The sequence below is a fragment of the Pseudomonas sp. FSL R10-0056 genome, from assembly GCF_009600105.1.
In the GTDB taxonomy this organism is placed as follows: Bacteria; Pseudomonadota; Gammaproteobacteria; order Pseudomonadales; family Pseudomonadaceae; genus Aquipseudomonas; species Aquipseudomonas bubulae.
The window spans coordinates 23899-37392 of the sequence record NZ_WIWL01000056.1; the positions used below are offsets into that span (position 1 = coordinate 23899).

The window sequence follows — 13494 nt, forward strand, 5'->3', positions numbered from 1 at the left end:
AGTTGGCATTGGCACCAAAAGCGGGCAACAAATACTGTTCTTTGTGGGAGCGGGCTTGCTCGCGACGGCTTCGCTGCGGTTCGGTAGATGTACCGAGTCGCTTGCATCGCGAGCAAGCCCGCTGCCACAGGGGGATCAACGGCAGCTTAGAATTTGATGAAATGCTTGCGGTAGTGTTGCAGCTCGGCAATCGACTCGCGAATGTCGTCCAGCGCCAGATGCGTACCCTTTTTCACCAGGCTGTCGCGTACTTCCGGCGCCCAGCGTGCAACCAGCTCCTTGAGCGTCGAAACGTCCAGGTTGCGATAGTGGAAGTAGCTTTCCAGCGCTTTCATATGGGTGTACAGGAAGCGGCGGTCCTGACAGATACTGTTGCCGCAGATCGGCGATTTGCCTTTGGGTACCCACTGCTCAAGGAACGCGATGGTCTGCGCTTCGGCTTCGGCCATAGTAGTGGTGCTGTCCTTGACCCGCTGGGTCAGGCCGCTGCCGCCATGAGTACGGGTATTCCACTCGTCCATGCGCGCCAGCACGGCATCACTATGGTGGATGGCGATGACCGGGCCTTCGGCCAGGGTATTGAGGTTGCTGTCGGTAACGATGGTGGCCATTTCAATAATGACGTCGTTGTCAGGGTCCAGACCGGTCATTTCCAGGTCGATCCAGATCAGGTTCTGCGCGTTTTGCATAATGGCCTCCAGTGCTTAGGTGCGCAGTTTAGCTTAGGCACGCGGCCCTCGTGCTAAACTCCCCGGCGTTTTACCCTTCTTATCGTTTTATCAACACGGAACACCCATGGCCAAACGCCAGCTCAACCGTCGTCAGAATTGGCGCATCGAAAAGATCCAGGGCGAGCGCGCTGCCCGCGCCGCCAAACGCGAATCCAGTGCCGTCGAAGCGCTTGAAGGCGGCGATTTAGGCCCCGAGCAACTTGGCCTGGTGATCGCGCACTTTGGTGTGCAGGTCGAAGTCGAAGCCCAGGAAGGTGAGCTCAAAGGCCAGATGTTCCGTTGCCACCTGCGCGCCAACCTGCCCGCTCTGGTAACCGGTGACACGGTTGTGTGGCGCGCCGGCAATCAGGGCATCGGCGTTATCGTCGCCCAGTTGCCGCGCAAGACCGAGCTATGCCGCCCGGACAGCCGTGGTCAGCTCAAGCCGGTTGCAGCCAACGTCGACATGATCGTGATTGTGTTCGCGCCCATGCCCGAGCCGCACGCCAACCTGATCGACCGCTATCTCGTCGCCGCCGAGCACGCCGGGATTCGCCCGCTGTTGCTGCTCAACAAGGCTGACCTGATCGACGAGCAGAACGCACCGGCGCTGAATGCGTTGCTGGGGGTTTATCGTCAACTGGGTTATCCGGTGCTGGAAGTGTCGGCCCATCACGGCGATGGCATGCAGCAGTTGCAAGCGCAACTGGACGGCCATATCAGTGTGTTTGTGGGTCAGTCGGGCGTTGGCAAGTCGTCCCTGGTCAACAGCCTGCTGCCTGAGGTCAACCTTCGGGTCGGGCCGCTGTCGGAGATTTCCGGCCAGGGTACGCACACCACGACCACGGCGCGCTTGTTCCACTTCCCGGGCGGCGGCGATCTGATCGACTCCCCGGGTATTCGTGAGTTCGGCCTGGGCCACGTCAGCCGTGCCGATGTCGAGGCGGGGTTTATCGAGTTCAACGACCTGATCGGCCGTTGCCGCTTCCGCGACTGCAAGCATGACCGCGAGCCGGGCTGTGCATTGCTGATGGCCCTGGAAGATGGCCGCGTGCAGCAACAGCGCATGAACAGCTATCGCTCGATCATTGCCAGCTTGCCTGAGTCGAGTTACTGATTCAGGCCAGAAGCCCCCTCACCCCAGCCCTCTCCCGGAGGGAGAAGGGGGCAAATTGTCAGTGTTCTTGAGGCCGCGCGCGCTCAGTCCCCTCTCCCTCTGGGAGAGGGTTAGGGTGAGGGCGGCGGGTCGTCAAACAGATTCAGCTTCTGCCGTTCTTCATGCATCGGCAGTGGCTGTTTGTCGGCGGGCAGCTTGATCGGGTCAACTGGCGCCTTGGGCAGTTCCTGGGGCTTGACTGACTCCGCACCCTGCTCGCCTTCAATCGCCTGCTGGGCCTTTTTGTTCAGCACCACAATGTCGATACGGCGGTTGACCGGATTATTGGGGTTAGCCGTGTCGAACAGCACTGACGAGGCATAACCCACCACCCGCGCAATCTGCCCTTCCGGGTAGCTGCCCGCCACCAGCGCACGCCGCGCTGCATTGGCACGGTTGGCCGACAACTCCCAATTGCCGTAATCACCGCCCCCCGCATAAGGCATGGCATCGGTGTGGCCGCTGATGCTGACCTTGTTGGGTACTGCCTTGATGGTGTCGGCCATGGCCAGCAAAATATCTTCGAAGTACGGTTTGAGCCGTGCACTGCCCACGTCAAACATCGGCCGGTTTGCGGCATCCATGATCTGGATACGCAGGCCGTCCGGGGTGATTTCAAACAGCAACTGATCCTTGAACTTGCGCAGCTGCGGGTTTTCTTCGACCTTGTTCTGCAACTCCTGCAACAGCAGTTCGAGGCGCTCTTTCTCGACCTGCTCGGCCATGCTTTCAACCTGCTCGGCATCTACCTTGATCTTGTCGGGCTGGGGCTGCAGTTTTTCTTCAGGGTTGAGGGTGTTGTCCGGCGCCAAGGCCGGAGTGCCGCCCAGGTCGATGACGTAGGGCGTGCCGCTTTCGCTGAATCCGATCGGATCTTTGAAATAACCACCAATGGCGATCTTTTGCTCGGGCGTGGCCGCCGTCATCAGCCACATCACCAGAAAGAACGCCATCATCGCCGTGGCGAAGTCGGCAAAGGCGATTTTCCAGGCGCCACCGTGATGGCCTGCGGCGTAGCGCTTGACGCGCTTGATGATTATGGGCTGGTTGTTTTCCATAAATCAGCGACCACGAACCACTTGTTCCAGCTCGGAAAAACTGGGCCGGTGCTTGGGGTACAGGACCTTGCGACCAAACTCGACCGCCAGCGACGGCGGCATGCCTGAGGCCGAAGCCACCAGCGAGGCCTTGATCGATTCATACACGTTGAGTTCTTCCTTGGCATCGTGAGCCAAAGACGTCGCCAACGGACCGAAGAAACCATAGGCCGCCAAAATACCGAAGAAGGTACCTACCAGCGCGGCGCCAACGTGCATGCCGATGGCCGCCTGATCACCTTCGCCCAGCGAGGCCATGGTCACCACAATACCCAGTACCGCGGCGACGATACCGAAACCCGGCATGCCGTCGGCGATACCGGTAACGGCGTGGGAAGGATGCTCCAGCTCTTCCTTGAGGTTATACAGCTCCATGTCAAACAACCCCTCAAGCTCGTGGGGGGCCATGTTGCCCGAGGACATGATGCGCAGGTAATCGCAGATAAACGCGGTCATGCGCTCATCTTTAAGGACAGTGGGGTATTTGGCGAAGATAGGGCTGGCGGCCGCGTCTTCAATGTCGCTCTCGATGGCCATCATGCCTTCGCGACGACTTTTGTTGAGAATCTCGTAAACCAGGCCCAACACTTCAAGATAAAAAGCGTGGGAGAAACGCGAACCGAACATGCCCAGTGATTTTTTGATCACATGCATGGTCATGTAACCGGGGTTGGCTTGCAGGAACGCACCGAAGGCCGCACCGCCGATGATCAAAACCTCGAACGGCTGGATCAGCGCCCCGATTTTGCCGTGGGAAAGTACGTATCCGCCGAGCACACTCGCGAACACGACGATGATGCCGATAATTTTAGCCATAGATATAAAAGTACTTCTTGGGTCGGTTCAAGGTCATATTCCAGCGTAGCTAAAACTCTTCTTCTCCTTATCGGCGAATCTGCGCCAGACTATAGCCGGTAGAGCCGAAAAGCCATTCGACCCCCAGATTGGATGATCATCGCGTCCTCATTATGGCCAACGAAACCCGCGCACCGATATCAACACCCACCACCCTGGATGCCTGGGTTGCACACCTGGACGCCGTCGATCTGCCGATCCCGCAAACCAGCCATGCGCGGGTCTTCAAGACCCTCAACGACAGTCGCCGCTCGTTACGCGAAATTGCCGAGGTTATGCAGGACAGCCCGGCGCTGGCCCTCAGACTGATCCGCGAGGCCAACCAGCAAGCCCAAAGCAGCCTGAGCGAGCCGGCCGAGAGCCTTGAAGTGGCGATCAACCGCCTGGGCCTCAAACGCACCCAGATGCTGCTCGAACATGTGCCGGCGCTGGCGATCGAGGATATCCCGCTGGCCTACCGACAAATCCAGCTGATCAGCCAGCACGCCGCACAACAGGCCATTGGCCTGTTCGGCAATCGCCTGGCGCGGCTCTGGCAGGAAATCTACTGGAGCAGCTTGCTGTTTCTGTCACCGCTATGGGCCCTGGCACTGACCCACCCACTGCTGCTCGAAACCTGGGAACGGCGGGTGGTCGGGCACAATGAGTGCGCCAGTAAAGTCGAGCGCCAGCTTTTTGGTGTGCCACTGTTTGATATCTGCCGCAGCCTGGCCGAGCTGTGGCGTCTGCCGGGGTGGGTGATGCAAGGTTATACGGTGATCACCGAAGAGCGCCGCACCCTGGTCAGGGTGCTGCATATCGCCCGCGACACCCATCACCCCCTGCGTCAGCAACAACTGCTGGACGCCGACCCGGCCCTGCGGCGCTGGCTCAACCAGCCTGCCAACAGTGTGTTGCTGGCCAACTGCCTGGCGCTGTCAGCCCAGCAGGGCTGGGACACACCGCACAACCTGCGCTGGCAGTACGTCACCAGCCTTTACCTGCAAATGCCCCTGGACGAAGTTCAGCAGCAGGCACACCAGCAGGCCGCGAGCAGCGCGCGCTATCACTCCAGCCCCGACCTTTGGCATCCGGCCCAGGCATTGCTCTGGCCGTGGGACTCACGCCGCAGCGGGGACAATTCGCAGGCAGCCCCGCCTCCCTCGGCCGAGGCACTCGTCGCCTGGCGCAAACATTGCGGGCAGCTGCTGGAGCAACCCAGCGCATTCAGCAACCCGATGCATCTGAGCACCTGTGCCCGCGAAGCCTTGCAGGCGTGCGGCATGCGCCGGGTGATGATACTCACCCCCGACAAGACCTCGACCAGCCTGAGCGTCAACCAGATTGCCGGCCTGGGCAGAACCGCCTTCGACCTGACCGTCAACATCAGTGACAGCACCGCGCTGCAACGCCTGATGATGCAACCTGCACAAGTGCGCCTGACGCCCGAAAACAACGCGGTGATCTCCGCAGTCTTGCCCTACAGCCTGCGCAGCCTGTTCCCCGGCGAGCATCTGCTGCTACGCTCGCTGAGCAATAACGGTCGCGTGGTCATGCTCATACTGGCAGACCAGGGCGGCGGGCCATTTTCCGAAACCAGCGTGCAAGCCTTTGGCAAAACGGCCCAATGCATCGAGAAAGCCTTGAATACCTTTAGTAGTCGCGGGCGCTAGCGCTACAATCCCCCCTTTTTGCTCTGGAGGCTTCCTATGCCTGGCTTCTCTGGCTTGCCATTAGTGATCGAGCCCGGCGACCTGCTCGCCCGGCTCGACGCACCCGAACTGATCCTGGTTGACCTGACCAGTGTTGCACGCTACGAGGCCGGGCATATTCCGGGCGCCCGTTTTGTCGACCCGAAACGCACGCAACTGGGCTTGCCACCGGCACCCGGCCTGCTGCCGTCGCAAGCGTCACTCGAAACCCTGTTCGGCGAGCTGGGGCACAATCCCGACGCGGTCTATGTGGTCTATGACGACGAAGGCGGCGGCTGGGCCGGGCGGTTTATCTGGCTGCTTGATGTAATCGGGCACAAGGCATACCACTATCTGGACGGGGGCATTCACGCCTGGATTGGCGAAGGCTATGCCCTCAGCCAGGACGTGCCTGCCGCCGTCAATGGCCCGGTGGCGCTGACCTTGCACGATGAACCTACTGCCACCCGCGAGTACCTGCAAAGCCGCCTGGGCGCCGCCGACCTGGCGATCTGGGATGCACGCAGTGCCGCCGAATACAGCGGCGAAAAAGTGCTGGCGGCCAAGGGCGGGCATATCCCCGGGGCCAAGCATCTTGAGTGGACCACCGGCATGGATAAAACCCGTAACCTGCGTATCCGCCCGGACATGGCGCAGATCCTCAAGGATCTGGGCATCACGCCAGACAAAGAAGTGATTACCCACTGCCAGACCCACCACCGTTCCGGCTTTACCTATCTCGTCGCCAAGGCGCTCGGTTACCCGCGCGTCAAAGGCTACGCCGGCTCCTGGGGCGAATGGGGCAACCACCCCGACACCCCCGTCGAGCTACCTGTAAAAAATTAAGGACCTTGAATGAAAAAGCGTTTGTTCCTCCTCAGTCAGTACCTGTTGCCGCATCACCTGCTGTCACGCCTGGCCGGCTGTATTGCCGAATGCCGCGTACGCTGGTTCAAGAATGCGTTCACCAGCTGGTTCGCCAAGCGTTATCAGGTAGACATGTCCCAGGCCCTGGTTGAAGACGTGACCGCCTACGAGCACTTCAACGCCTTCTTTACCCGCGCCCTGAAAGACGGCGCCCGCCCGCTGGATCAAACTCCGGGTGCGGTGCTAAGCCCTGCCGATGGCGCGGTCAGCCAGCTGGGCCCGATCGAACACGGCCGCGTGTTCCAGGCCAAGGGCCACAGCTACAGCGTGCTGGAGCTGGTGGGTGGCGATGCTGCAGTAGCAGCCCAGTTTATGGGCGGCGAATTTGCCACCATCTACCTGTCGCCCAAGGACTACCACCGCGTGCACATGCCACTGGCGGGCACCCTGCGTGAAATGATCTACGTGCCGGGGCGCCTGTTCTCGGTCAACCAGACCACCGCCGAAAACGTGCCGGAGCTTTTTGCCCGCAACGAGCGTGCGGTGTGCATTTTTGACACCGAGCGCGGCCCGATGGCCGTGGTATTGGTCGGTGCCATGATCGTGGCATCCATTGAAACCGTGTTTGCCGGTCTGGTTACCCCGCCGAAACGCGAGCTGAAAACCTTCCGTTACGACGAAGCTGCCCGTGCGCCGATCCACCTGGAAAAAGGTGCCGAGCTGGGTCGTTTCAAACTGGGTTCGACGGCGATCGTGCTGTTTGGCGCGGATCAGGTGAAATGGGCCGAAGGCCTGACGGCAGGAACGCCGGTGATGATGGGTCAGAAAATGGGTGCACCGGCGCACGCCGAATAACCCATAACCCTGTGGGAGCGGGCTTGCTCGCGATGCTGGCAACTCGGTGCATCTGATTCACCGAGGTGATGCAATCGCGGGCAAGCCCGCTCCCACAGGTCATTTACAGGGGGGCTCAGCCCTGGCTGTTACGGTCACGCTGACCGAGCAGGTACAGCACGCCATCCAGGCCCAAAGTCGAAATTGCGTGCTTGGCCGATTTCTTGACCAGCGGCTTGGCACGGAATGCCACACCCAGCCCGGCAATCGCCAGCATCGGCAAATCATTGGCGCCATCACCGACCGCAATGGTCTGCTCCAGGCTCAAGCCTTCCTTTTGTGCCAGTTCGCGCAGCAAATCTGCCTTGCGCTGGGCATCAACAATCGGTTCGACCGCAACACCGGTAACCTTGCCGTCCACCACTTCCAGTTCGTTGGCAAAGACATAGTCGATGCCCAGTCTGGCCTGCACTTGTTTGGCAAAGTAGGTGAAACCGCCTGACAGGATCGCAGTTTTGTAACCCAGACGCTTGAGCTCGGCGAACAGCACTTCAGCGCCCTCGGTCAGGCGCAACGAAGCACCGATGGCATCCAGCACGCCCACGTCCAGGCCCTTGAGCAGCGCCATGCGCTCCTTGAAACTGGCCTTGAAATCCAGTTCGCCAGCCATCGCGCGCTCGGTGATGGCCGCCACTTGATCCCCCACGCCTGCCGCCTTGGCCAGCTCGTCGATCACTTCAGCTTCGATCAGCGTCGAGTCCATGTCGAACACCGCCAGGCGGCGATTGCGACGGAACAGGGTGTCTTCCTGCAGGGCGATATCCACGCCCAGCTCCTGGGCCAGGTTGAAGAAATCGGCACGCAGCGCGTCAACATCCACAGGCTCGCCACACACACGCAGCTCGATGCAGCTTTTGCTCGACTCGGTCGACGCATCCAGCGGCACGCGACCGGACAGGCGATCCGTCTGCTCAATGTTCAAACCGTGCTGGCTGATCACCGATGTCACGCGCTGCAGCTCATGGGCGGTCACCTGGCGGCTCATCAGCGTGACCACATGCCGGGTCTGGCTTTGTTCGTGGACCCAGCGCTGGTAATGCTCTTCGCTGATCGGGTCGAAACGCAGCTGCAAACCTTCCTTCGCGATTAAGGGCTGCAGGTCCTTGAGCACTGCCGAAACCAGCTCGGCTTGTGGAATTTCGACCAGAAAACCCAATGACAAAACGCCATGGATGGCGGCCTGACCGATGTCGAGAATATTCACACCATTGCTGGCCAGTACACCGGTAATGGCCGCAGTGAGACCCGGACGGTCCTCACCTGTGATGTTTATCAGGACGATTTCGCGCAAGGCACACCCCCATTCGCTAAAAAAAACGCATTCTACCCACTTTCAGTGACCATCGGGCACCGCCAAGGCTTTGCCGCCCTCAGGCCGCTCGCTATACTGCGCACCAACTTAACGGACTAAGAGCCGCGCTCAGTGAACCGGCCATCGCCTGTCAAAACCGATAACTTCTTCCTGCTGATCTTCCGGGCCCTGCGCGATCGCCGCGTTCCGCTTGCTCTGCGTATCGCCAGCCATAACGTGATCCTGGTCGCCCTGGCACTGGTCATCTATGCCGTGGTCATGGGCCTGCAATTCAAGCAGGCCATGCACGAACAGGCCGACGCCCTGGGGCAAAGCCTGACCACGCAAACCGCCACCTCGGCGACCGAGCTGCTGGTGTCGAACGACATCCTCAGCCTCAACGTGCTGCTCAACAACCTGACCAAAAACCCGCTGGTGGCCCACGCGGCCATTTATAGCGTGGATAACCGTATCCTCGCCGAAGCCGGGCAACGTCCCAAAAATGGCCTGCTGGGCGAAACCGAGGGTGTGTATCAAACCAAGATCACCTTTCAGGATGTGACCGCCGGGCATCTGCGCATCAGCCTGGACATGCACCAGTTCGAGCAGCCGATGACCATCAGCCTGCAAAGCATGGGCATTTTGAGTGCTATCCTGCTGGCCCTTGCCCTGGCCTTAAGCTTGCGTCTGGGCCGTCATATCACCACGCCCCTGCTGCAACTGCGGGTATGGCTGCGCGAACCCGATCCTTACACCCCGGCCATCCAGCGCCAGGATGAGATCGGCGACCTGGCTCGTCAGCTCCACACCCGCCTGGCCCCTCCGGCACCAGAGCCCGAGCCGGAACCAGAAGAAGACGACTACGACGACAGCGACTACGAAGAGGCCGAAGACAACGAGCCGAGCTTTGAAGTGCGCAACCTGAGTGACCCGACGTTCGATGAGACTGCAGCGGCACCTGCGCCCAAGGCTGCACCTCGACAGTTGGTGAGCACCGAAGAAGACGAGAACGACGACGAAGACCCGTTTGCCGACCTGCGCGACACCAGCACGGCGAGTGCCGCGCCGGTTGCCCTGGCCAAACCAAAACCGGTCGCATCTGCGGCGCCGCAACCGAGTGCCGTACTCGCGGTGCAACTGGGGGCACAAGAGCAATTGCGCCGCCTGCCCCGCGCCCGATTGATGGAACTGCTGGAACGCTATCGTGATTGTCTGAACCAGGCAGCCTCGCTGTACCAAAGCGAACTGCATACGCTGAACGATGGCAGCACACTGATGCTGTTCCACAGTGAAGACAGCGGCGACGACTACCTGACCAACGCCATTTGCTGCGGCGAGCTGCTGCGTGCATTGGGTCACGCCCTGCAAATCGAAGTGGCAGACAGCGGCATTACCCTGCAATTGCAACTGGGCCTGGTGCTGGGTGAAGGCCTGAGCGGCATGAGTCAGATTGACCTGCTGCTGACCGAAACGGCGCAGGATGCACTGGCCTTGTCGCAACACAGCCGCAACCTGTTGCTGGTAGAGCGCAAGATCAGCGATGACCCGCTGATCCGCCAGCGCGCCCGAATTCGCCCGATTGCCAGCCCGGAAGGCGCCTGCTGCGTAGAGCGCCTGATGGAGCCTTACCCTTCGATGCTGGAGCGCCAGCTGGCGCGGATGCACGAGAGTCGCGGGTAGCCAAAGCCAAGAGCACCCTCACCCTGGCCCTCTCCCGGAGGGAGAGGCGTGGTGAGGGGCTTTTGACCTGCCATAAAAAATCCCGCACATGTGCGGGATTTTTTTGTTTCTGGCTACAGCCTCAGAAGCGGAAGATTTCCATATCCGTGCGTATCGGTGAGGCCATCGGGATACGAGGTTTATCCGCACCCTGCTTGGGGGCTGCCTTGGACGGCGCCTTGGGCGCTTCCACCAGAGGCGGCTGGTTGGCCAGAGGCTTGAGTGCCACCGCCAATTGCTCGCTCAACTGTTGCAACAACTTGCCCTGAGCCTTGACCTGGTCCGCCGTACTGCCCCCGTGCGGCTGCTCCAGGTGCACGATGCGGTTGTCACGCACTTGCCCGCGACGGTCAATCAAGCGCCATTGTGCGTCCAGCACTGCAGGCAGGTCCTTGCCCGAGTCCAGCCGAGTGATCGACAACAACACTTGCACATCCGGGCTGAAGCCCGCAGGTGCCGGGGCCTGGACCACACGCTGGCTGTCCAGGCGCCATGCCAGTTGGCGCACCAGCAGCTGGTCGATATCAGCCGACAGGCTACCTGCCCATCGTCCGTCAGTCGCAGCGCTCAAACTGCCATCAGGCTGGCGTTGCAGCAGGGTTTCACGTTGCAGGTAGTCGGCCACGCTGATCGGGCCAAGTACCACAGCCATGCCGGCGCTTTGCGCGGGCTGGCCGGGGGTGCCGCTGTCCAGTTGGTACAAGGCCGCTGGCTGGTGCGTGCTGCACCCCGCCAGACCCAGCACACCGGTCAGCAACGCAATTAAAGGAAGGCGTAGAACGTTCATCATTCCATCCAGGTGGCCGCCTCAGGGCGAGCCGCAGTGTAATTCTCGAAAGGCTCGCAAAGCACATTGCCATAAGCCGTGCCGCTAACGCGGCATATCATCCGCGAATATTGGGCATGACTCCAGCGCTGTCGCGCCGATCTGCGCTTAAAAACGCAGGCCGGGCGCACTAAACAGGCTTAATTGGGGGTTTCTACCAACAAGGCATCTACACGCTGGAACCCACGAGGCAGTTTGTTGCCACGACGGCCACGCTCACCTTTGTAGTGTTCCAGGTCATCCGCCTTGAGCGTCAAGGTACGCTTGCCCGCCTGCAATACCAATGCGGCATTGTCTGGAAGTACCGCGATGTCGGTCACGTACTCTTCGCGACTGGCCACGCGGTCGCCGGGTATGCCGATGATCTTGTTGCCCTTGCCCTTACCCAGCTGCGGCAGGTCGCTGACTTTGAAGATCAACAGGCGCCCTTCAGTGGTTACCGCCGCCAGCCAGTTGTGCTCGCGATCGGACACCGGCCGCGGCTGCATCACCTGCGCGCCTTTGGGCAGGCTGAGCAATGCCTTACCTGCCTTGTTCTTGGCCTGCAGGTCTTCTCCCTTGACCACAAACCCGTAACCGGCGTCGGAAGCAATCACATACAGCGCATCGTCTTCCGGTAACAACACACACTCGAATGTGGCGCCCGGAGGCGGGGTCAGACGACCGGTCAGCGGTTCGCCCTGACCACGGGCCGACGGCAAGGTGTGCGCAGCCACTGAGTAGCTGCGCCCCGTGGAGTCGATAAACACCGCAAACTGGTTGGAACGCCCGGCAGCGGCGGTTTTGTAACCATCCCCCGCTTTATAGGACAGGCCGGTAGCGTCCAGATCGTGGCCTTTACCGCAACGTACCCAGCCTTTCTCCGAGAGCACCACCGTGACCGCTTCAGTCGGCACCAGCTCGTTTTCCGACAGGGCCTTGGCTTCTGCGCGGGCCACGATTGGCGAACGACGATCATCGCCGTAGGTTTTGGCGTCTTCCAGCAGTTCAGTGCGCACCAGCTTTTTCAGCTTGGCTTCGCTGCCCAGCAGGGCTTGCAGCTTGGCTTGCTCTTTACGCAGTGCATCCTGCTCGTCGCGCAGCTTCATCTCTTCCAGACGGGCCAGTTGGCGCAGGCGCGTATCAAGGATGTAATCAGCCTGGGTTTCACTCAGGGCAAAGCGTGCAATCAGCTCAGCCTTGGGGTGTTCCTCGGTGCGAATGATATGGATCACTTCATCGAGGTTCAGGTAAGCGGTGAGCAAACCGTCCAGCAGGTGCAGGCGGCGCTCGACTTTATCGAGACGGAACTGCAGGCGGCGGCGCACGGTGTTGACGCGGAACTCCAGCCATTCAACCAGCAGGGCACGCAGGTTTTTCAGCTGCGGCTTGCCGTCCAGGCCGATGATATTGATGTTGACCCGGAACGTGGACTCAAGCTCGGTGACGGCGAACAAGTGCTGCATCAGTTCGTCGGGATCGACCTTGTTGTTGCGCGGAATGATGACGATACGGCACGGGTTTTCATGGTCGGACTCATCACGCAGGTCGGTTACCATCGCCAGCTTGGTCGGCTTGGCCTGCATCAGCGCGGCGATCTGCTCCAACACCTTGGCACCCGACACCTGATGCGGCAGTGCAGTGACCACGATGTCGCCGTCTTCGATGTGATACACCGCACGCATGCGCACCGAACCACGGCCGGTCTGATAGATCTTCAGCAGGTCGGCGCGCGGGGTGATGATTTCAGCTTCGGTCGGGTAGTCCGGGCCTTGAATGTGTTCGCACAATTGCTCAACCGTGGCTTTCGGCTCGTCGAGCAAACGCACGCACGCCGCCGCCACTTCACGCAGGTTGTGCGGCGGCACATCGGTGGCCATGCCGACGGCGATGCCGGTGGTGCCATTGAGCAGGATATTGGGCAAACGTGCCGGTAAAACCGCAGGTTCGTCGAGGGTACCGTCAAAGTTCGGTACCCAGTCCGCCGTGCCCTGGCCCAATTCGCTGAGCAGGACCTCGGAGTAACGCGACAGGCGAGCTTCGGTGTAACGCATGGCGGCGAACGACTTGGGATCGTCCGGCGCACCCCAGTTGCCCTGGCCGTCGACCAGGGTGTAGCGATAGCTGAACGGCTGTGCCATCAGCACCATCGCTTCGTAGCAGGCCGAGTCGCCGTGAGGGTGGAATTTACCGAGCACGTCACCGACGGTACGCGCCGATTTCTTGTGCTTGGAGTCAGCGTCCAGGCCCAACTCGCTCATGGCGTAAACAATACGCCGCTGTACGGGCTTGAGGCCGTCGCCGATATGCGGCAAGGCCCGATCCATGATGACGTACATGGAGTAGTTGAGGTAGGCCTGTTCGGTGAAGTCGGCCAGTGACCGGCGTTCTACACCGTCCAGGCTGAGATCAAGGGAGTCGCTCATGCGG

General features: G+C 60.7%; 11 protein-coding genes. 5 read left to right on the top strand and 6 right to left on the bottom strand.

The window, feature by feature from the left end; translation table 11 throughout:
• Window positions 1-146: 146 nt before the first annotated feature.
• Complete coding sequence (gene orn, locus GHO42_RS03095) at window positions 147-689, bottom strand: oligoribonuclease (RefSeq protein WP_086799078.1); 543 nt, start codon at window positions 687-689, stop codon at window positions 147-149.
• A gap of 106 nt (window positions 690-795) precedes the next feature.
• Between orn and rsgA the strand changes: the two genes are divergently transcribed.
• Window positions 796-1827: a small ribosomal subunit biogenesis GTPase RsgA gene (gene rsgA, locus GHO42_RS03100; RefSeq protein WP_095000948.1), complete on the top strand. Its 1032-nt coding sequence runs from the start codon at window positions 796-798 to the stop codon at window positions 1825-1827.
• A gap of 110 nt (window positions 1828-1937) precedes the next feature.
• Here rsgA and motB read toward each other — a convergent pair whose 3' ends face one another.
• Window positions 1938-2924: a flagellar motor protein MotB gene (gene motB / locus GHO42_RS03105; protein WP_095000947.1), complete on the bottom strand. Its 987-nt coding sequence runs from the start codon at window positions 2922-2924 to the stop codon at window positions 1938-1940.
• A gap of 3 nt (window positions 2925-2927) precedes the next feature.
• Complete coding sequence (motA, locus tag GHO42_RS03110) at window positions 2928-3779, bottom strand: flagellar motor stator protein MotA (RefSeq protein ID WP_095000946.1); 852 nt, start codon at window positions 3777-3779, stop codon at window positions 2928-2930.
• 152 nt (window positions 3780-3931) lie between these two features.
• On the opposite strand from motA, the gene GHO42_RS03115 reads away from it, so the two are divergent.
• The 3 genes from GHO42_RS03115 to asd are packed head-to-tail and all read left to right on the top strand — an operon-like array spanning window position 3932 to window position 7210.
• Window positions 3932-5470, top strand: coding sequence for an HDOD domain-containing protein (locus GHO42_RS03115; RefSeq protein WP_133144742.1), 1539 nt, complete (start codon window positions 3932-3934; stop codon window positions 5468-5470).
• A gap of 36 nt (window positions 5471-5506) precedes the next feature.
• On the top strand, window positions 5507-6334 hold the full coding sequence (locus GHO42_RS03120) for a rhodanese-like domain-containing protein (protein ID WP_095017684.1): 828 nt from the start codon (window positions 5507-5509) through the stop codon (window positions 6332-6334).
• 9 nt (window positions 6335-6343) lie between these two features.
• Window positions 6344-7210, top strand: a complete 867-nt coding sequence (asd, locus tag GHO42_RS03125; RefSeq protein WP_095017685.1) for an archaetidylserine decarboxylase — start codon at window positions 6344-6346, stop codon at window positions 7208-7210.
• Window positions 7211-7325: 115 nt separating this feature from the next.
• Here the strand turns inward: asd and serB are convergent, their stop codons facing one another.
• Entirely contained in the window at window positions 7326-8540 is a 1215-nt protein-coding gene (gene serB, locus GHO42_RS03130) for a phosphoserine phosphatase SerB (RefSeq protein ID WP_095000944.1), read from the bottom strand.
• A 132-nt stretch (window positions 8541-8672) separates the two neighbouring features.
• Here serB and GHO42_RS03135 point away from each other — a divergent pair, with 132 nt between their 5' ends.
• Window positions 8673-10220, top strand: a complete 1548-nt coding sequence (locus GHO42_RS03135; protein ID WP_095000943.1) for an AhpA/YtjB family protein — start codon at window positions 8673-8675, stop codon at window positions 10218-10220.
• Between the two features lie 121 nt (window positions 10221-10341).
• Here the strand turns inward: GHO42_RS03135 and GHO42_RS03140 are convergent, their stop codons facing one another.
• Window positions 10342-11046, bottom strand: a complete 705-nt coding sequence (locus tag GHO42_RS03140; RefSeq protein ID WP_169916127.1) for a membrane integrity-associated transporter subunit PqiC — start codon at window positions 11044-11046, stop codon at window positions 10342-10344.
• A gap of 179 nt (window positions 11047-11225) precedes the next feature.
• The gene (gene parC / locus GHO42_RS03145) at window positions 11226-13490 is read right to left on the bottom strand and encodes a DNA topoisomerase IV subunit A (protein ID WP_153327249.1); all 2265 of its coding nucleotides are present in this window, start codon (window positions 13488-13490) and stop codon (window positions 11226-11228) included.
• Between the last annotated feature and the right edge of the window lie 4 nt (window positions 13491-13494).

Coding starts and splice junctions, on each gene's coding strand:
- orn (WP_086799078.1), bottom strand. CDS start 689: ATGCAAAACGCGCAGAACCTGATCTGGATCGACCTGGAAATGACCGGT.
- parC (WP_153327249.1), bottom strand. CDS start 13,490: ATGAGCGACTCCCTTGATCTCAGCCTGGACGGTGTAGAACGCCGGTCA.
- asd (WP_095017685.1), top strand. CDS start 6,344: ATGAAAAAGCGTTTGTTCCTCCTCAGTCAGTACCTGTTGCCGCATCAC.
- GHO42_RS03115 (WP_133144742.1), top strand. CDS start 3,932: ATGGCCAACGAAACCCGCGCACCGATATCAACACCCACCACCCTGGAT.
- GHO42_RS03120 (WP_095017684.1), top strand. CDS start 5,507: ATGCCTGGCTTCTCTGGCTTGCCATTAGTGATCGAGCCCGGCGACCTG.
- motA (WP_095000946.1), bottom strand. CDS start 3,779: ATGGCTAAAATTATCGGCATCATCGTCGTGTTCGCGAGTGTGCTCGGC.
- rsgA (WP_095000948.1), top strand. CDS start 796: ATGGCCAAACGCCAGCTCAACCGTCGTCAGAATTGGCGCATCGAAAAG.
- motB (WP_095000947.1), bottom strand. CDS start 2,924: ATGGAAAACAACCAGCCCATAATCATCAAGCGCGTCAAGCGCTACGCC.
- GHO42_RS03140 (WP_169916127.1), bottom strand. CDS start 11,046: ATGAACGTTCTACGCCTTCCTTTAATTGCGTTGCTGACCGGTGTGCTG.